The organism is Ramlibacter sp. PS4R-6 (genome assembly GCF_037572775.1).
Lineage (GTDB): Bacteria > Pseudomonadota > Gammaproteobacteria > Burkholderiales > Burkholderiaceae_C > Ramlibacter.
In genome coordinates, this window is record NZ_JBBHKA010000001.1 from 1,291,403 (window position 1) to 1,307,839 (window position 16,437).

Consider the following 16,437-nt stretch of genomic DNA (forward strand, 5'->3'; position numbering starts at 1 on the left):
GAAGAAATGGGCAAGATCACGGGCTTCATGGAATTCGAACGCCTCGAGGAGGGCTACCGGCCCGTCCCCGAGCGCGTGAAGCATTACAAGGAATTCGTCCTGGCGCTGAGCGACGAGCAGGCCAAGGTGCAGGGCGCGCGCTGCATGGACTGCGGCACGCCTTTCTGCAACTCGGGCTGCCCGGTCAACAACATCATCCCGGACTTCAACGACCTCGTGTACCGCCAGGACTGGTTCAACGCCTTCCAGGTGCTCGACTCGACGAACAACTTCCCGGAGTTCACCGGCCGCATCTGCCCCGCGCCTTGCGAGGCGGCGTGCACGCTGAACATCAACGACGACGCGGTGGGCATCAAGTCCATCGAGCATGCGATCGCCGACCGCGCGTGGGAGCAGGGCTGGGCCAAGCCGCGCGCGCCCAAGGCCAAGACGGGCAAGAAGGTCGCCGTGGTCGGCTCCGGCCCCGCCGGCATGGCCGCGGCGCAGCAGCTCGCGCGCGCCGGCCACGACGTGACGCTCTTCGAGAAGAACGACCGCATCGGCGGCCTGCTGCGCTACGGCATCCCCGACTTCAAGATGGAGAAGCACCTGATCGACCGCCGCGTCGAGCAGATGAAGGGCGAGGGCGTCACCTTCCGCCCCGGCGTGATGGTCGGCAAGCTGCCCGAAGGCTCCAAGGTCACCAACCTTGCCAAGGAGCAGGTCGACCCGAAGCAGATGCTCAAGGACTTCGACGCCGTGCTGCTCACGGGCGGCGCCGAGCAGTCGCGCGACCTGCCGGTGCCCGGCCGCGACCTCGACGGCGTGCATTTCGCGATGGAGTTCCTGCCGCAGCAGAATCGCGTGAACGCGGGCGACAAGGTCAAGGGCCAGATCCGAGCCGACGGCAAGCACGTCATCGTGATCGGCGGTGGCGACACCGGCAGCGACTGCGTGGGCACCAGCAACCGCCATGGCGCGAAGAGCGTGACGCAGTTCGAGCTGATGCCCATGCCGCCGGAGCAGGAGAACAAGGAGCTCACCTGGCCGTACTGGCCGTACAAGCTGCGTTCCTCCTCCTCGCACGAGGAAGGCTGCGAGCGCGAGTTCGCCATCGCCACCAAGGAATTCATCGGCGACAAGGGCAAGGTCACGGGCCTGAAGACCGTGCACGTGGAATTCAAGGACGGGAAGTTCAACGAGATCCCCGGCACCGAGAAGGAATACAAGGCCGACCTCGTGCTGCTTGCCATGGGCTTCATCAGCCCCGTGCAGACCATCCTCGAAGGCTTCGGCATCGACAAGGACGCCCGCGGCAACGCCAAGGCGACCACCGACTTCACCGGCGGCTACGCGACCAGCGCGCCCAAGGTGTTCGCGGCAGGCGACATGCGCCGGGGCCAGTCGCTGGTGGTGTGGGCGATCCGCGAAGGCCGGCAGGCGGCCCGGGCGGTCGACGAGTTCCTGCAAGGGGCTAGCGACCTTCCGCGCTAATTCCGTCCTAAGCACGCTTCGCGAGCGACATTTATCATTCAGGGTTTCCACCGAACTTCCCCTGGATGAGCACCACGGACCCGACGGCCCTCGTCGAATGCCGGCACCTGAGCTTTGGCTACGGGGAGCGCCGCGTCTTGGACGACCTGTCCTTCACCGTGCCCCGCGGCAAGGTGACGGCCCTCATGGGCGCGTCCGGCGGCGGCAAGACCACGGTGCTGCGCCTGATCGGCGGGCAGGTCAAGCCCCAGGGCGGCGAGGTGCTGTTCGACGGGCATGACGTCGCGAAGATGGATGCCGGGACGCTGTACGCCGTGCGCCGGCGCATGGGCATGCTGTTCCAGTTCGGCGCGCTCTTCACCGACCTGTCGGTGTTCGAGAACGTGGCCTTCCCCTTGCGCGAACACACGAAGCTGCCCGAGGACCTGCTGCGCGACATCGTGCTGATGAAGCTCAACGCCGTGGGCTTGCGCGGCGCCCGCGACCTGATGCCGCGCGAGGTCTCCGGCGGCATGGCGCGGCGCGTGGCGCTGGCGCGCGCCATTGCGCTGGATCCGGAACTGGTCATGTACGACGAACCCTTCGCCGGGCTGGACCCGATCTCGCTGGGCACCGCCGCGCAACTGATCCGGCGGCTCAACGACACGCTGGGCATCACCAGCATCGTGGTGTCGCACGACCTGGAGGAAACCTTCCTCATCGCCGACCAGGTGATCATCCTCGCGAACGGCAAGGTGGCCGCGCAGGGCACGCCACAGGAAGTGATGGCATCCAGGGACCCGCTGGTGGACCAGTTCGTGCACGCGCGCGAGGACGGGCCGGTGCCCTTCCACTACCCGGGGCCGACGGTGGCGCAGGACTTCGACCGGGGGCTCGCCCGATGATCCGCTGGCTCAATCCCTCGAACGTCGGCTATGCCACGCGCGGCAAGCTGGCCGACATCGGCTACGGCGCGCGATTGTTCGCGCGCCTCGTCGCGTCCTTCGGCGTCGCGATGCGCCGCTTCGGCCTCGTGCGCGACCAGGTGCACTTCCTGGGCAACTACTCGCTGGCGATCATCGCCGTGTCGGGGCTGTTCGTCGGCTTCGTGCTCGCGCTGCAGGGCTACTACACGCTGCAGCGCTACGGCTCGGCCGAAGCGCTGGGGCTGCTCGTGGCGCTGAGCCTGGTGCGCGAGCTCGGGCCGGTCGTCAGCGCGCTCCTGTTCGCAGGGCGCGCCGGCACGTCGCTCACCGCCGAGATCGGCTTGATGAAAGCGGGCGAGCAGCTCTCGGCCATGGAAATGATGGCCGTCAACCCCGTGCAGCGCATCCTCGCGCCGCGGTTCTGGGGCGGAGTGATCGCCATGCCCATGCTCGCCGCGGTCTTCAGCGCGGTCGGCATCATCGGCGGCTGGATGGTCGGCGTGCTGCTGATCGGCGTGGACGCCGGCGCCTTCTGGGGCCAGATGCAAGGCGGCGTCGATGTGTGGAAGGACGTGGGCAACGGCGTGGTCAAGAGCCTCGTGTTCGGCTTCACGGTGACCTTCGTCGCGCTGCTGCAGGGCTTCGAGGCGCAGCCCACTCCCGAAGGCGTGTCGCGCGCGACGACGCGCACCGTGGTCGTCGCCTCGCTCGCGGTGCTGGGCCTCGACTTCGTGCTCACCGCGATGATGTTCAGTATCTAGGGAAGAAAGACGAAATGGAACGCTCCAAAAGCGATGTGTGGGTCGGCCTCTTCGTGCTGCTGGGCGCGGCCGCGATCCTGTTCCTCGCGCTGCAGTCCGCCAACCTGCTGTCGCTGAGCTTCCAGCCGACCTACCGGGTCTTCGCGAAGTTCGACAACATCGGCGGGCTCAAGCGCCAGGCGGCGGTCAAGAGCGCCGGCGTGGTGGTCGGCCGGGTCGAATCGATCGAGCTCGATGGCAAGAGCTTCCAGGCGCGCGTGGCCATGGCCGTGGAACAACGTTACACATTTCCCAAGGACAGTTCGGTCAAGATCCTGACAAGCGGGCTGTTGGGCGAGCAATACATTGGCGTGGAAGCCGGCGCCGACGACAAGAACCTCGCCGCCGGCGATACGATCACCAACACGCAGTCCGCGGTGGTGCTGGAAAACCTGATCGGCCAGTTCCTCTACAACAAGGCGGCCGAAGGCGGCGGCAATACGGCGGCACCAGGGGCGGCACCGAAAAAATGAACGACGACAGAGCAAGTGCCTTTCGCATCCTGCGCCTGGCGGCAGCCGGCGTGGTGTTCGCGCTGCTGACCGGCTGCGCGAGCATGATGGGACCCAACCCGCGCGATCCGCTCGAGCCTTTCAACCGCAAGATGGCCGAGTTCAACGAGCACGTCGACTCGATCGTGCTCAAGCCGGTGGCCACGGCGTACCGCAACGGCGTGCCGCCCGCGGGCCGCACCGCGGTGTCGAACTTCTTCGGCAACCTGCAGGACGCCTGGTCGGCCGTGAACAGCGTGCTGCAGCTGCGGCTGCAGGACGCGGGCGAGAGCTGGGCGCGCTTCCAGATCAATTCCACGGTCGGCTTCTTCGGCATCTACGACGCCGCGAGCCTGCTGAACATCGACAAGCACAAGGAAGACTTCGGCCAGACGCTGGGGCGCTGGGGCGTGCCTGCGGGGCCGTTCATCGTGTTGCCCGTGCTCGGGCCGTCCACCTTGCGCGACGCCGCCGTGTTCCCCATCGAGCTGTACGGCGACCTGGTGTGGCACATGCCGCGCGGCGACGAGCGCAGCCTGCTGTCGGGGCTGCGCGCGGTGGACCGTCGCGCCAACCTGCTGCGGGCCAGCGACGTGCTGGACCAGGCGTCGCTCGACAAGTACAGCTTCACGCGCGAGGCCTACCTGCAGCGCCGCCGCGCCGACGTGATGGATTTCAGGAACAGCAACGGCGGTGGGGCTCTCGGCAGCAAGCTGGGCATCGGCATCGGGAAAGACTCGGACCCGAAGGACGGCAAGGACAACGATGGTGCCGAGCCGCCCGAGCCCGACGCCGCCCCCGCCAAGCCGGCCGGACAACCGGCGCCGGCCCCCGCGCGTTGAATTGCAGCAAGTTGCAAGGATGGGCCCGCGGCCGGAACCGCCGGGCACGGCCGGGTTCCAACCGGCAACATCCGAACCGAAAGGGAAACGAATGAAAAGACGCACTTTCAACCAGTGGGGTGCCTGCCTCGCCGCCGTGGCCGCGCTCGGCCTGCCGACGTTCGCGTTCGCTGCGGACGAGGCACCCGATGCCTTCATCAAGCGCCTGTCCGACGAGGTGCTGGGCCAGATCAAGGGCGACGAGAAGATCCGCGCGGGCGATGTCTCCCGCATCCAGGCCCTGGTCGACACGAAAATCCTGCCCAACGTCAACTTCGCGCGCATGACGGCGGCCACCGTGGGCCCGGCATGGCGCCAGGCCACGCCCGAGCAGAAGTCCCGCCTGCAGGAGGAATTCAAGACCCTCCTGCTGCGCACGTATGCCGGCGCGCTGGCGCAGGTCAACGAGCAGACGGTCAGCGTCAAGCCGATGCGCAGCGCGCCGGAGGACAGCGAGGTCGTCGTGCGCACCGAAATCCGCGGCCGCGGCGACCCGATCCAGCTCGACTACCGGCTGGAGAAAACGCCGGGCCAGGGCGCGGGCTGGAAGATCTACAACCTCAACGTGCTGGGCGTGTGGCTGGTGGAAACCTACCGCACCCAGTTCGCCGAGGTCACCAGCAGCAAGGGCGTGGAAGGCCTGATCGCCGCGCTCGCCGAGCGCAACAAGCAGAACGCGGCGAAGAAGGGCTGATGCTCGTCCTGCCCGCCGAACTGACGCACGACCAGGCGACGGCCTGCTGCCGCATGCTGGCCGAGGCGCTGCGGCGCCAGCCGGAGACGGCGGTCGTCGCCGATGCGGCGGCGCTGGAGCGCTTCGATTCGTCGGCGCTGGCGGTGCTGCTGGAGTGCCGGCGCGAGGCGCTGGCCATCGGCAAGACCTTTTCGGTTGCGCGCATGCCGCAGCGCCTGCGCGAACTGGCCACCGTCTACGGCGTGGCCCAGCTCCTGCCCGCGGCGCCTTGACCTTGCTTGGGCAGGGAGGGCACCCCGCCCCGTAAAATCACGGGCTCCCATGCCCGCGATCTCCTTCCAGTCGGTCACCAAGACCTTTCCCTCGCGCGGCGGCGGCACCTTCAAGGCGCTGGACGACGTCTCCTTCGACATCGAGGAGGGCGAGTTCTTCGGCCTGCTGGGCCCCAACGGCGCCGGCAAGACCACCTTGATTAGCATCCTCGCCGGGCTCGCCCGCGCCACCGGCGGCCGCGTGACCGTGCACGGCCACGACGTGGTCACGGAGTACGCGCAGACGCGCCGCCAGCTGGGCGTCGTGCCGCAGGAGCTCGTCTTCGACCCCTTCTTCTCGGTGCGCGAGACGCTGAAGATCCAGTCCGGCTACTTCGGCGTGAAGGGCAACGACGCCTGGATCGACGAACTGCTCGCCAGCCTGGGGCTGGCCGACAAGGCCAACGCCAACATGCGCCAGCTCTCCGGCGGCATGAAGCGGCGCGTGCTGGTGGCGCAGGCGCTGGTGCACAAGCCGCCGGTGATCGTGCTGGACGAGCCGACGGCGGGCGTGGACGTGGAACTGCGGCAGACCCTGTGGCACTTCATCGCGCGCCTGAACAAGGAAGGCCACACGGTCCTGCTCACCACGCACTACCTCGAGGAGGCCGAGGCGCTGTGCAACCGCATCGCCATGCTCAAGGCGGGCCGCGTGGTGGCGTTGGCGCGCACCAGCGAATTGCTCAAGGCGGCATCGAGCAACGTGCTGCGCTTCAAGATGGACGGGGCGCTACCGGAAGGGTTCGCCGCCAAGGCGCGCGTGACGGGGCGCATCGTGCAGCTGCCGGCGCACGACGCGCACGAGATCGAGCAGTACCTCGCGGCGATCCGCCAGGCCGGGCTGCGCGTGGAGGACGTCGAGATCCGCAAGGCCGACCTCGAGGACGTCTTCCTCGACGTGATGTCGGAGAAGGCGGCGGCATGAAAGGGTGGGAGACGCTCTTCTACAAGGAGGTGCTGCGCTTCTGGAAGGTGAGCTTCCAGACCGTGGCGGCGCCCGTGCTCACCGCCGTCCTGTACATGCTGATCTTCGGCCACGTGCTGTCGGACCATGTGAAGGTCTACGGCAGCGTGAGCTACACCGCGTTCCTGGTGCCCGGCCTCGTGATGATGAGCGTGCTGCAAAACGCCTTCGCCAACAGCTCCTCGTCGCTGGTGCAAAGCAAGATCACGGGCAACCTCGTGTTCCTGATGCTCACGCCGCTGTCGCACTGGAGCTGGTTCGTCGCCTACGTCGGCGCTTCCGTGGCGCGCGGCCTGATGGTCGGCCTCGGGGTGTTCGTCGTCACGGCGATCTTCGGCCAGCCCGGCTTCGCCCAGCCGCTGTGGATCCTGGTGTTCGCGTTGCTCGGCTCGGCCATGATGGGCGCGCTGGGCCTGATCGCGGGCCTGTGGGCCGAGAAGTTCGACCAGATGGCGGCCTTCCAGAACTTCATCATCATGCCGATGACGTTCCTGTCGGGCGTGTTCTATTCGATCCACTCGCTGCCGGACTTCTGGCAGCGCGTGAGCCACCTCAACCCGTTCTTCTACATGATCGACGGCTTCCGCTACGGCTTCTTCGGCGTCAGCGACGTCTCGCCCTGGCTGAGCTTCGCGGTCGTCGCGGCCGCCCTGCTGGTGGTGGGCGGCGTTGCCGTGAATCTGCTGCGCACAGGCTACAAAATCCGGGCATGACCGCCGCCGAACTGCACGCCATCATCAGCGCGGGCCTCGCCTGCGACCACCTGGAGGTGACCGGGGACGGCCGCCACTGGGAGGCGGTCGTGGTGTCCCCGGAGTTCGAGGGCCGCCGGCTGATCCAGCGCCACCAGCGGGTCTACGCCACGCTGGGTGAGAGAATGCGGACTGACGAGGTGCACGCGCTCTCGATCAAGGCCCTGACGCCCGCCGAATGGGCGTCCACCAGCCAGCATTGAACACATGGACAAGTTGTTGATCCGCGGGGGGCGCGAGCTCCACGGCGAAGTCCGGATTTCCGGCGCGAAGAATGCGGCACTGCCGGAGCTGTGCGCCGCCCTGCTCACCGACGAGCCGGTGGTGCTCGAGAACGTCCCGCGCCTGCAGGACGTCGCCACCATGGCCAAGCTCATCAAGAACATGGGCGTGGCGGTGGAACGCGACGAAAGCCGCGTGCGCATCGACGCGAAGGACCTGCACTTCCCGGAGGCGCCGTACGAGCTGGTGAAGACGATGCGCGCTTCGGTGCTCGCGCTGGGCCCGCTGCTTGCGCGCTTCGGCGAGGCCACCGTGTCGCTGCCGGGCGGCTGCGCCATCGGCTCGCGCCCGGTCGACCAGCACATCAAGGGCCTGCAGCAGATGGGCGCCGACATCGTGGTCGAGCACGGCTACATGATCGCCAAGCTGCCCAAGGGCCGCGACCGCCTGAGGGGCGCGAGCATCCGCACCGACATGATCACCGTGACGGGCACCGAGAACTTCATGATGGCCGCGGCGCTGGCCGAAGGCGAGACCGTGCTGGAGAACCCGGCGCAGGAGCCCGAGATCACCGACCTGGGCGAGATGCTCAACGCCATGGGCGCGAAGGTGAAGGGCCACGGCACGCCGCGCATCACGATCGAAGGCGTCGCCAGGCTGCATGGCTGCACGCACAGCGTCGTGCCGGACCGCATCGAGACCGGCACCTTCCTGTGCGCGGTGGCGGCCACGGGCGGTGACGTGCTGCTGCGCGGCGGGCGCGCCGACCACCTCGAGGCCGTGATCGACAAGCTGCGCGACGCCGGCGCGACGGTCGAAGCCGTTCCCGAAGGCATCCGCGTGCGCTCGAAGGGGCGGCTGCAGGCGCAAAGCTTCCGCACGACGGAATACCCGGGTTTCCCGACGGACATGCAAGCGCAGTTCATGGCGCTCAACGCGATCGCCGAAGGCTCGTCGAAGACCACGGAAACGATCTTCGAGAACCGCTTCATGCACGTGAACGAGCTGGTGCGGCTGGGCGCGCGTATCCAGGTCGACGGCAAGTTCGCCATCGTCGAGGGGGTGGAGCGCCTCTCCGGCGCGACCGTGATGGCCACCGACCTGCGCGCCTCCGCGTCGCTGGTGATCGCCGGCCTCGTCGCCGAAGGCGAGACGCTGGTCGACCGCATCTACCACCTGGACCGCGGCTACGACCAGATGGAACTCAAACTGCGCGGCATCGGCGCCGACATCGAACGGATCAAGTAAATCGTGCTCACGCTCGCGCTTTCGAAAGGCCGCATCTTCGACGAGACCCTGCCCCTGCTCAAGGCGGCCGGGATCGAGGTGCTGGACGACCCCGAGAAATCGCGCAAACTGATCCTGGCGACCTCGCGCCCCGACGTGCGGGTGGTGATCGTGCGCGCCAGCGACGTGCCGACCTACGTCCAGTACGGTGGCGCCGACCTGGGCGTGACGGGGCTGGACACGCTGATCGAGCACAACGCCTCCTGGGGCAGCGGCACCGGCCTGTACCAGCCGCTGGACCTGCAGATCGCCAAGTGCCGCGTGAGCGTGGCCGTGCGCTCCGATTTCGACTACGCCAGCGCGGTCAAGCAGGGCTCGCGCCTGAAGGTCGCGACCAAGTACGTGAACATCGCGCGCGAGTTCTTCGCCGCCAAGGGCGTGCACGTGGACCTGATCAAGCTGTACGGCAGCATGGAACTGGCGCCCCTGACGGGCCTGGCCGACGCCATCGTCGACCTCGTGTCCACCGGCGGCACGCTCAAGGCCAACAACTTGGTCGAGGTCGAGCGCATCATGGACATCAGCTCGCGGCTGGTCGTGAACCAGGCGGCGCTGAAGCTGAAGCAGGAAGCGATGCGGCGCGTCATCGACGCGGTGGGCGCCGCCATCGGGAAACAGGCATGAGCCCGACCGCCCGGCCGCTGCGACTCGCGACGACCGACGCCGGTTTCGAGCAGCGCTTCGCCGAGCGCCTGCACTGGTCCGCCGAGACGGACGCGGGCGTCGAGCAGGCGGTCGAGAAGATCATTGCGGACGTGCGCGCCCGCGGCGACGCGGCGGTCCTGGAATACACCAACCGGTTCGACAAGCTCGGCGCGACGTCGATGGGCGCGCTGGAGCTCGGCCAGGGGCAGCTCAAGGCGGCGTTCGACGGCTTGCCCGCCGCGCAGCGCGACGCACTCGAAGCGGCTGCCCGGAGGATTCGCAGCTACCACGAGGCGCAGAAGAAGGCTGGTGGCGAAAGCTGGTCCTACCGCGACGAGGACGGCACGCTGCTGGGGCAGAAGGTCACGCCGCTCGATCGCGTCGGCACCTATGTGCCGGGCGGCAAGGCCGCGTATCCGTCCAGCCTGCTCATGAACGTGATCCCGGCGCACGTCGCCGGCGTGTCCGAGATCATCATGGTCGTGCCGCACCCCGGTGCGCAGAATGCGCTGCTGCTGGCCGCAGGGTATGTGGGCGGCGTGCACCGCGCCTTCACCATCGGCGGCGCGCAGGCCGTCGCCGCATTGGCATACGGGACGGCCACGGTTCCGCGTGTCGACAAGATCACCGGGCCCGGCAACGCCTACGTCGCCAGCGCCAAGCGCCGCGTCTTCGGCCAGGTCGGCATCGACATGATCGCGGGCCCGAGCGAGATTCTCGTGCTCGCCGACGGCACCACGCCGCCCGACTGGGTGGCGATGGACCTCTTTTCGCAGGCCGAGCACGACGAGCTCGCGCAGTCCATCCTGCTGTGCCCGGACGCCGCCTACATCGACCGCGTGCAGGCCGAGATCGACCGCCTGCTGCCCGAGCTGCCGCGCAAGGACATCATCGCCAAGTCGATGAACGGCCGCGGTGCGCTGATCCACACGCGCACGATGGAAGAGGCCTGTGCGATCAGCAACCGCATCGCGCCGGAGCACCTCGAGATCGCCAGCCGCAAGCCCGAGTACTGGGAGCCGCTGCTCAAGCACGCCGGTGCGATCTTCCTCGGCGCCTTCACCAGCGAGTCGCTGGGCGACTACTGTGCGGGCCCCAACCACGTGCTGCCCACAAGCAGCACGGCGCGCTTCTCCAGCCCGCTGGGCGTGTACGACTTCCAGAAGCGCAGCAGCCTGATCGAGGTGAGCGAGGCGGGTGCGCAGAAACTCGGCGCCATCGCAGCGGAGCTCGCCTACGGCGAGGGGCTGCAGGCGCATGCGCGCGCTGCCGAAATGAGGATGAAGAAACGATGAGCGCACTGGACCGCGCGAAGAAGGTGTTCCGCCAGGACGTGCAATCCATGCACGCCTATGCCATCCAGCCGTCCGCCGGCCTGCTGAAGCTCGACGCGATGGAGAACCCGCACCGGCTGTCCCCCGCGCTGCAGGAGGAGTTGGGACGCCGCCTCGGCGCAGTGGCGCTGAACCGCTACCCCGGCGAACGCGTGAACGACCTGCGCCGCGCGCTGGCGCAGCACGCCAACATGCCGGAGGGCTGCGACCTCATGCTGGGCAACGGCTCGGACGAGATCATCTCGCTGATCGCCATGGCCTGCGACATCCCGGGCGCGTCCATCCTGGCGCCGCTGCCCGGCTTTGTGATGTACGGCATGAGCGCGCAGCTGCAGGGGCTGAAGTTCATCGAGGTGCCGCTCACGCCGGACTTCGAGCTGGATGGCCCCGCGATGCTGGCGGCCATCCGCGAGCACCAGCCGACCATCGTCTACCTCGCCTACCCGAACAACCCGACGGCCAACCTGTGGGACGACCGCGTGATCGAGCAGATCTTCGAGGCGGCGCCCGGCCTGGTCGTGATGGACGAGGCCTACCAGCCCTTCTCCAGCCGCACCTGGGCCGGCCGCCTCGGGAAGTACCCGCACGTCCTTCTGATGCGCACCATGAGCAAGTTCGGCCTGGCCGGCGTGCGCATCGGCTACCTGATCGGCCGCAAGGAGCTCGTGGCCGAGATCGACAAGGTGCGCCCGCCCTACAACATCAGCGTGCTCAACTGCGAGTGCGCGCTGTTCGCGCTGGAGCACGCCGAAGTCTTTGCGCAGCAGGCCAGGGAGCTGCGCGCCGAGCGCGAGCGCCTGCAGTTCGCCCTGCGCGAAATGCCGGGCGTGAAGGCCTGGCCCAGCGACGCCAACATGATCCTGGTGCGTGTGCCCGACGCCCCAAAGGCGTTCGACGGCCTGAAATCGCATGGCGTCCTGGTGAAGAACGTTTCTAAAATGCACCCATTGCTGGCCAACTGCCTGCGCCTGACCGTCGGGACGCACGACGAGAACACGCGCATGCTGCAGGCACTGGCCGCATCCCTATGACCACCGCACGCATCGCCGAAGTCACCCGCAACACCGCCGAGACGCAGATCACGGCGCGCGTGAACCTGGACGGCACCGGCAAGGCAAGCCTCGCCACCGGCATCGGCTTCTTCGACCACATGCTGGACCAGATCGCGCGCCACGGCCTGCTGGACTTGGACGTCCAGGCCAAGGGCGACCTGCACATCGACGGCCACCACACGGTGGAGGACGTGGGCATCGCCATCGGCCAGGCGGTGGCCAAGGCCATCGGCGACAAGAAGGGCATCCGCCGCTACGGCCACGCCTACGTGCCGCTCGACGAGGCGCTGTCGCGCGTGGTCATCGACTTCTCCGGCCGCCCCGGCCTGGTGATGAACGTGCCGTTCAAGAGCGGCATGATCGGCACCTTCGACAGCCAGCTGGCGCACGAGTTCTTCCAGGGCTTCGTGAACCACGCCTTCGTCACGCTGCACATCGACAACCTGCGCGGCGAGAACGCGCACCACCAGTGCGAGACGGTCTTCAAGGCCTTCGCCCGCGCCCTGCGCGCGGCGGTGGAGCTGGACCCGCGCAGCGCCGGCACCGTCCCGTCCACGAAGGGGTCGCTCTAGGCGCCTTTCATGCGCAGCGTCGCGGTCGTCGACTACGGGATGGGCAACCTGCGTTCGGTCTCGAACGCGGTGCGCCATGCCGCCCAGGGCTCGGGCTGGGAGGTGGTCGTCACCTCCCGACCCGAGGATGTGCGCGCGGCCGAGCGCATCGTGCTGCCCGGCCAGGGCGCCATGCCCGATTGCATGCGCGAGTTCCGCGAGTCGGGGCTGATGGAATCGGTGCTGGAAGGCGCCGCCGCCAAGCCGCTGATGGGCGTGTGCGTCGGCATGCAGATGCTGCTCGATCGCAGCGCGGAAGGCCCGACCGCCGGCCTCGGGCTGATCGGCGGCACGGTGCTGAAATTCGACCTCGCGGGCCGGATGCAGCCCGATGGCAGCCGCTTCAAGGTGCCGCAAATGGGCTGGAACCGCGTCTTCCAGATGCACGCGCACCCGGTCTGGGCGGGCGTCGCCGACGGCAGCTACTTCTACTTCGTGCACAGCTTCTACGCACGCCCGTCGGATGCGCGCCACAGCCTCGGGGAAGCCGAGTACGGCGTGCGCTTTACCGCCGCCATCGGTCGCGATAACATTTTCGCGACCCAGTTCCATCCCGAGAAAAGCGCGGACCAAGGCCTCGCCCTCTACAGAAACTTCCTCCACTGGAATCCCTGAGCGCACCGGCCTGCCCGGTTGAATGTCGCGCCCACCCCCCCATGCTGCTGATCCCCGCCATCGACCTCAAAGACGGACATTGCGTGCGCCTGAAACAAGGCGACATGTCGCAGGCGACCACCTTCAGCGAGGACCCGGCCGCCATGGCGCGCCACTGGGTGGAAAAGGGCGCGCGCCGCCTGCACCTGGTGGACCTGAACGGCGCCTTCGCCGGCAAGCCGCAGAACTGGGCGGCGGTCAAGGCGATCCTCAAGGCGGTGGGCGACGACATCCCGGTGCAGCTGGGCGGCGGCATCCGCGACCTGGACACAATCGAGAAGTACATCGACGGCGGCCTGCGTTACGTGATCATCGGCACCGCCGCCGTGAAGAACCCCGGTTTCCTGAAGGACGCCTGCACCGCTTTCGGCGGCCACGTCATCGTGGGCCTGGACGCCAAGGACGGCAAGGTCGCCACCGACGGCTGGAGCAAGCTCACCGGGCATGAAGTCATCGACCTCGCGCGCAAGTTCGAGGACTGGGGCGTCGAAGCCATCGTGTACACCGACATCGGCCGCGACGGCATGCTCACGGGCATCAACGTCGACGCGACCGTCAAGCTCGCGCAGTCGCTCACCATCCCGGTGATCGCCTCGGGCGGGCTCGCCGGCATTCCCGACATCGAGAAGCTGTGCGCCGTCGAAGGCGAAGGCATCGAGGGCGTGATCTGCGGCCGCGCGATCTATACGGGCGACCTCGACTTCGTCAAAGCCCAGGCGCGCGCCGACGAACTGGGCTCCTGAGCATGCTGGCCAAGCGCATCATCCCGTGCCTGGACGTCACGGGCGGCCGCGTCGTCAAGGGCGTCAACTTCGTCGAACTGCGCGACGCCGGCGACCCCGTGGAGATCGCGGCGCGCTACAACGAGCAGGGCGCCGACGAGCTCACCTTCCTGGACATCACCGCCACCAGCGACGGGCGCGACCTGATCCTGCCGATCATCGAGGCCGTGGCGGCGCAGGTGTTCATCCCGCTCACCGTGGGCGGCGGCGTGCGCACGGTGGACGACGTGCGGCGCCTGCTCAACGCCGGCGCCGACAAGACCAGCTTCAACTCGGCGGCCATCGCCAACCCCGACGTGATCGACGCTGCGTCGCAGAAATACGGCGCGCAATGCATCGTCGTGGCCATCGACGCCAAGCGGCGCGAGGGCGGCGGCTGGGACGTGTACAGCCATGGCGGCCGCAAGAACACGGGCCTGGACGCCGTGCAATGGGCCACCGAGATGGCACGGCGCGGCGCCGGCGAGATCCTGCTCACCAGCATGGACCGCGACGGCACGAAGTCGGGCTTCGACCTGGAACTGACGCGCGCCGTGAGCGACGCCGTGTCGGTGCCAGTGATCGCCTCGGGCGGCGTCGGCAACCTGGACCACCTGGCCGACGGCATCCAGAAAGGCGGCGCCGACGCGGTGCTGGCCGCCAGCATCTTCCATTACGGCGAGTACACGGTGGGGCAGGCCAAAGCACTCATGGCCGCCCGGGGCATCCCGGTTCGCTCCTGATCCTTCACAATAGCCGCATGGAGTGGCTCGACGAGGTGCGCTGGGACGCGCAGGGGCTGGTGCCGGCGGTGGCGCAGGAAGCGTCCACCGGCGACGTGCTCATGCTCGCGTGGATGGACCGCGAGGCGCTGCGCCTCACGGCCGAGACCGGGCGCGCCGTGTTCCACAGCCGCTCGCGCGGCAAGCTGTGGTTCAAGGGGGAGGAATCGGGCCACGTGCAGCAGGTGCACGAGATCCGCCTGGACTGCGACAACGACGTCGTGCTGCTGAAGGTGACGCAGCACGGCCACGACCCCTCGATCGCCTGCCACACGGGCCGCCACAGCTGCTTCTTCCAGCTGTACAAGGACGGCGCGTGGCACGCGGTGGAACCGGTCCTCAAGGACCCGACAACCATCTACGACAAGTGAAGACGAACAACGAAGACGTGCTGGCGCAGCTCGCGGCCGTGATCGAAAGCCGCAAGGGCGGCGACCCCGACGCGAGCTACGTCGCGCGGCTGCTCAGCCGCGGGCCCGACGCCATCCTCAAGAAGGTCGGCGAGGAAGCGACCGAGGTCGTCATGGCGGCCAAGGATGCGCAGCACGGCGGCGACCGCGCGAAGATCGTCGGCGAGGTGGCGGACCTGTGGTTCCACTGCATGGTCGCGCTCGCGCACTTCGGCCTGTCGCCCGCCGACGTCGTGCGCGAGCTGGAGCGCCGCGCCGGGACCAGCGGCATCGAGGAGAAGGCGCTGCGCAAGGTGCGCCAGCGCGAACAAGGAGGGGTGTGAGATGGCAGAGACCGATTTCGCCGAGTTCGAGGCCAAGACGGCCGGCGACCGCACGGTGATGCACGTGCTGTACGCGATGCACACCATCGCGTGGGCCAGCATGGGCACGCTCGCGGTCATCGCGCTGATCGCCAACTACATCAAGCGCTCGGACGAACAGGACCCCGTGTACCTGAGCCACCACAGCTGGATGATCGCCACCTTCTGGTGGACGGTGCTGTGGCTCGTCGTGACCGCGCCGCTGTGGATCCTGCTGGTGTTGCCGGGTGCCATCGCGTACACGATCATCGGCTTGTGGTACCTGTACCGCTGCATCCGCGGCTGGCTGCGCTTCAACGACAACCGGGCCGCGTACTGAGGAGCGCCATGCACACCGACCCCGATTGCATCTTCTGCAAGATCGCCGCCGGCAAGATTCCCTCGAAGAAAGTCCACGAGGACGACGGGATGCTCGCCTTCCACGACATCAACCCGTGGGCGCCGGTGCACTTCCTGATGGTGCCCAAGGAGCACATCCCGTCGATGGCGCAGGTCGAGGAGCGCCATGCGCCGCTGCTGGGCCGCATGCTCGCCCTGGCGCCGAAGCTGGCAATGCGCGAAGGCTGCCGGCCCTACCCGGAAGGGGGCTTCCGCATCGTCATCAACACCGGCGACGATGGCGGCCAGGAGGTCCACCACCTGCACATCCACGTCTACGGCGGCCCGCGGCCCTGGAAGCGGGGCTGAGCCGAAGCTGAGGTTGGGCTGTCGTCCGACGGGGCGTGTCGCCCCCGACGACTAGAATTGCTCCCAACACGTCAGGAGATTTCCATGGGTTCGTTTTCCATCTGGCATTGGCTGATCGTCCTCGTCATCGTCCTGCTGGTGTTCGGCACGAAGAAGCTGCGCAACCTCGGCTCCGACCTCGGCGGCGCCGTGAAGGGCTTCAAGGACGGCATTCGCGACGGCGCGGCGCCGGAGACGCCCGTGCCGCCGCAAAGCCAGCAGCAGGTCACCGCCTCGCAGCAGCCTTCCGCCGACCGGCCGATCGACGTCGAAGCCAAGAACAAGGGCTGACGCCAACTGGCGCGCCCTCGCGCGCGCCC

At 68.1% G+C, this 16,437-nt stretch carries 23 protein-coding genes; all 23 read left to right on the forward strand.

From position 1 onward, the window contains the following. The first annotated feature begins 6 nt into the window (after positions 1-6). The 23 genes from WG903_RS06355 to tatA all read left to right on the forward strand — a co-directional run bounded on the left by WG903_RS06355 (position 7) and on the right by tatA (position 16,408). Positions 7-1,473 carry a glutamate synthase subunit beta gene (locus WG903_RS06355; protein ID WP_340073405.1) on the forward strand — a complete coding sequence of 489 codons (1,467 nt, stop codon included), beginning with the start codon at positions 7-9 and terminating at the stop codon, positions 1,471-1,473. Between the two features lie 65 nt (positions 1,474-1,538). Continuing rightward, positions 1,539-2,357: an ABC transporter ATP-binding protein gene (locus WG903_RS06360; RefSeq protein ID WP_340073406.1), complete on the forward strand. Its 819-nt coding sequence runs from the start codon at positions 1,539-1,541 to the stop codon at positions 2,355-2,357. Continuing rightward, positions 2,354-3,139, forward strand: a complete 786-nt coding sequence (gene mlaE / locus WG903_RS06365) for a lipid asymmetry maintenance ABC transporter permease subunit MlaE (protein ID WP_445263580.1) — start codon at positions 2,354-2,356, stop codon at positions 3,137-3,139. The genes WG903_RS06360 and mlaE overlap by 4 nt, the downstream gene beginning before the upstream one ends. 14 nt (positions 3,140-3,153) lie before the next feature. Continuing rightward, positions 3,154-3,651 (forward strand): outer membrane lipid asymmetry maintenance protein MlaD, encoded by a 498-nt coding sequence (gene mlaD / locus WG903_RS06370; protein WP_340073407.1) that lies wholly within the window; start codon positions 3,154-3,156, stop codon positions 3,649-3,651. Next, on the forward strand, positions 3,648-4,511 hold the full coding sequence (locus WG903_RS06375; RefSeq protein WP_340073408.1) for an MlaA family lipoprotein: 864 nt from the start codon (positions 3,648-3,650) through the stop codon (positions 4,509-4,511). Before mlaD ends, WG903_RS06375 begins: the two co-directional genes overlap by 4 nt. A 91-nt stretch (positions 4,512-4,602) precedes the next feature. After that, positions 4,603-5,244 (forward strand): MlaC/ttg2D family ABC transporter substrate-binding protein, encoded by a 642-nt coding sequence (locus tag WG903_RS06380; RefSeq protein WP_340073409.1) that lies wholly within the window; start codon positions 4,603-4,605, stop codon positions 5,242-5,244. Continuing rightward, the gene (locus tag WG903_RS06385) at positions 5,244-5,516 is read left to right on the forward strand and encodes an STAS domain-containing protein (protein ID WP_340073410.1); all 273 of its coding nucleotides are present in this window, start codon (positions 5,244-5,246) and stop codon (positions 5,514-5,516) included. The genes WG903_RS06380 and WG903_RS06385 overlap by 1 nt, the downstream gene beginning before the upstream one ends. Before the next feature lie 49 nt (positions 5,517-5,565). Next, a complete protein-coding gene (locus tag WG903_RS06390) occupies positions 5,566-6,480 on the forward strand; it encodes an ABC transporter ATP-binding protein (RefSeq protein ID WP_340073411.1) in 915 nt (304 codons plus the stop codon). Then, positions 6,477-7,232, forward strand: coding sequence for an ABC transporter permease (locus tag WG903_RS06395; protein WP_340073413.1), 756 nt, complete (start codon positions 6,477-6,479; stop codon positions 7,230-7,232). The genes WG903_RS06390 and WG903_RS06395 overlap by 4 nt, the downstream gene beginning before the upstream one ends. After that, on the forward strand, positions 7,229-7,474 hold the full coding sequence (locus tag WG903_RS06400; RefSeq protein ID WP_340073415.1) for a BolA family protein: 246 nt from the start codon (positions 7,229-7,231) through the stop codon (positions 7,472-7,474). Before WG903_RS06395 ends, WG903_RS06400 begins: the two co-directional genes overlap by 4 nt. A 4-nt stretch (positions 7,475-7,478) precedes the next feature. Beyond that, complete coding sequence (gene murA / locus WG903_RS06405) at positions 7,479-8,741, forward strand: UDP-N-acetylglucosamine 1-carboxyvinyltransferase (protein ID WP_340073416.1); 1,263 nt, start codon at positions 7,479-7,481, stop codon at positions 8,739-8,741. A gap of 3 nt (positions 8,742-8,744) precedes the next feature. After that, positions 8,745-9,404 (forward strand): ATP phosphoribosyltransferase, encoded by a 660-nt coding sequence (gene hisG / locus WG903_RS06410; RefSeq protein ID WP_340073417.1) that lies wholly within the window; start codon positions 8,745-8,747, stop codon positions 9,402-9,404. After that, the gene (hisD, locus tag WG903_RS06415) at positions 9,401-10,720 is read left to right on the forward strand and encodes a histidinol dehydrogenase (RefSeq protein ID WP_340073418.1); all 1,320 of its coding nucleotides are present in this window, start codon (positions 9,401-9,403) and stop codon (positions 10,718-10,720) included. Before hisG ends, hisD begins: the two co-directional genes overlap by 4 nt. Then, entirely contained in the window at positions 10,717-11,790 is a 1,074-nt protein-coding gene (hisC, locus tag WG903_RS06420; protein ID WP_340073419.1) for a histidinol-phosphate transaminase, read from the forward strand. Before hisD ends, hisC begins: the two co-directional genes overlap by 4 nt. Further along, positions 11,787-12,383, forward strand: coding sequence for an imidazoleglycerol-phosphate dehydratase HisB (hisB, locus tag WG903_RS06425; protein WP_340073420.1), 597 nt, complete (start codon positions 11,787-11,789; stop codon positions 12,381-12,383). Before hisC ends, hisB begins: the two co-directional genes overlap by 4 nt. Positions 12,384-12,392: 9 nt before the next feature. Continuing rightward, a complete protein-coding gene (gene hisH / locus WG903_RS06430) occupies positions 12,393-13,037 on the forward strand; it encodes an imidazole glycerol phosphate synthase subunit HisH (protein ID WP_340073422.1) in 645 nt (214 codons plus the stop codon). Between the two features lie 41 nt (positions 13,038-13,078). After that, positions 13,079-13,819: a 1-(5-phosphoribosyl)-5-[(5-phosphoribosylamino)methylideneamino]imidazole-4-carboxamide isomerase gene (gene hisA, locus WG903_RS06435; RefSeq protein WP_340073423.1), complete on the forward strand. Its 741-nt coding sequence runs from the start codon at positions 13,079-13,081 to the stop codon at positions 13,817-13,819. A gap of 2 nt (positions 13,820-13,821) precedes the next feature. Beyond that, positions 13,822-14,580 (forward strand): imidazole glycerol phosphate synthase subunit HisF, encoded by a 759-nt coding sequence (hisF, locus tag WG903_RS06440; RefSeq protein ID WP_340073425.1) that lies wholly within the window; start codon positions 13,822-13,824, stop codon positions 14,578-14,580. Between the two features lie 17 nt (positions 14,581-14,597). Continuing rightward, the gene (gene hisI, locus WG903_RS06445) at positions 14,598-14,990 is read left to right on the forward strand and encodes a phosphoribosyl-AMP cyclohydrolase (RefSeq protein ID WP_340073426.1); all 393 of its coding nucleotides are present in this window, start codon (positions 14,598-14,600) and stop codon (positions 14,988-14,990) included. Further along, positions 14,987-15,352 carry a phosphoribosyl-ATP diphosphatase gene (locus WG903_RS06450; protein ID WP_340073427.1) on the forward strand — a complete coding sequence of 122 codons (366 nt, stop codon included), beginning with the start codon at positions 14,987-14,989 and terminating at the stop codon, positions 15,350-15,352. The genes hisI and WG903_RS06450 overlap by 4 nt, the downstream gene beginning before the upstream one ends. Before the next feature lies 1 nt (position 15,353). Beyond that, entirely contained in the window at positions 15,354-15,710 is a 357-nt protein-coding gene (locus WG903_RS06455; protein ID WP_340073429.1) for a DUF4870 family protein, read from the forward strand. A gap of 8 nt (positions 15,711-15,718) precedes the next feature. Continuing rightward, positions 15,719-16,078 (forward strand): histidine triad nucleotide-binding protein, encoded by a 360-nt coding sequence (locus WG903_RS06460; RefSeq protein ID WP_340073431.1) that lies wholly within the window; start codon positions 15,719-15,721, stop codon positions 16,076-16,078. A gap of 84 nt (positions 16,079-16,162) precedes the next feature. Beyond that, positions 16,163-16,408: a Sec-independent protein translocase subunit TatA gene (gene tatA / locus WG903_RS06465; protein ID WP_340073432.1), complete on the forward strand. Its 246-nt coding sequence runs from the start codon at positions 16,163-16,165 to the stop codon at positions 16,406-16,408. The last annotated feature ends 29 nt before the right edge of the window (positions 16,409-16,437 follow it).

What these genes read in the sequence shown, in the direction of transcription:
- WG903_RS06385 (WP_340073410.1), top strand. Translation starts at nt 5,244, where the DNA reads ATGCTCGTCCTGCCCGCCGAACTGACGCACGACCAGGCGACGGCCTGC.
- WG903_RS06355 (WP_340073405.1), top strand. Translation starts at nt 7, where the DNA reads ATGGGCAAGATCACGGGCTTCATGGAATTCGAACGCCTCGAGGAGGGC.
- WG903_RS06360 (WP_340073406.1), top strand. Translation starts at nt 1,539, where the DNA reads ATGAGCACCACGGACCCGACGGCCCTCGTCGAATGCCGGCACCTGAGC.
- tatA (WP_340073432.1), top strand. Translation starts at nt 16,163, where the DNA reads ATGGGTTCGTTTTCCATCTGGCATTGGCTGATCGTCCTCGTCATCGTC.
- hisB (WP_340073420.1), top strand. Translation starts at nt 11,787, where the DNA reads ATGACCACCGCACGCATCGCCGAAGTCACCCGCAACACCGCCGAGACG.
- WG903_RS06460 (WP_340073431.1), top strand. Translation starts at nt 15,719, where the DNA reads ATGCACACCGACCCCGATTGCATCTTCTGCAAGATCGCCGCCGGCAAG.
- WG903_RS06380 (WP_340073409.1), top strand. Translation starts at nt 4,603, where the DNA reads ATGAAAAGACGCACTTTCAACCAGTGGGGTGCCTGCCTCGCCGCCGTG.
- murA (WP_340073416.1), top strand. Translation starts at nt 7,479, where the DNA reads ATGGACAAGTTGTTGATCCGCGGGGGGCGCGAGCTCCACGGCGAAGTC.
- hisA (WP_340073423.1), top strand. Translation starts at nt 13,079, where the DNA reads ATGCTGCTGATCCCCGCCATCGACCTCAAAGACGGACATTGCGTGCGC.
- mlaD (WP_340073407.1), top strand. Translation starts at nt 3,154, where the DNA reads ATGGAACGCTCCAAAAGCGATGTGTGGGTCGGCCTCTTCGTGCTGCTG.
- WG903_RS06395 (WP_340073413.1), top strand. Translation starts at nt 6,477, where the DNA reads ATGAAAGGGTGGGAGACGCTCTTCTACAAGGAGGTGCTGCGCTTCTGG.
- hisI (WP_340073426.1), top strand. Translation starts at nt 14,598, where the DNA reads ATGGAGTGGCTCGACGAGGTGCGCTGGGACGCGCAGGGGCTGGTGCCG.
- hisD (WP_340073418.1), top strand. Translation starts at nt 9,401, where the DNA reads ATGAGCCCGACCGCCCGGCCGCTGCGACTCGCGACGACCGACGCCGGT.
- WG903_RS06400 (WP_340073415.1), top strand. Translation starts at nt 7,229, where the DNA reads ATGACCGCCGCCGAACTGCACGCCATCATCAGCGCGGGCCTCGCCTGC.
- hisH (WP_340073422.1), top strand. Translation starts at nt 12,393, where the DNA reads ATGCGCAGCGTCGCGGTCGTCGACTACGGGATGGGCAACCTGCGTTCG.
- WG903_RS06375 (WP_340073408.1), top strand. Translation starts at nt 3,648, where the DNA reads ATGAACGACGACAGAGCAAGTGCCTTTCGCATCCTGCGCCTGGCGGCA.
- WG903_RS06390 (WP_340073411.1), top strand. Translation starts at nt 5,566, where the DNA reads ATGCCCGCGATCTCCTTCCAGTCGGTCACCAAGACCTTTCCCTCGCGC.
- hisF (WP_340073425.1), top strand. Translation starts at nt 13,822, where the DNA reads ATGCTGGCCAAGCGCATCATCCCGTGCCTGGACGTCACGGGCGGCCGC.
- mlaE (WP_445263580.1), top strand. Translation starts at nt 2,354, where the DNA reads ATGATCCGCTGGCTCAATCCCTCGAACGTCGGCTATGCCACGCGCGGC.
- WG903_RS06455 (WP_340073429.1), top strand. Translation starts at nt 15,354, where the DNA reads ATGGCAGAGACCGATTTCGCCGAGTTCGAGGCCAAGACGGCCGGCGAC.
- hisC (WP_340073419.1), top strand. Translation starts at nt 10,717, where the DNA reads ATGAGCGCACTGGACCGCGCGAAGAAGGTGTTCCGCCAGGACGTGCAA.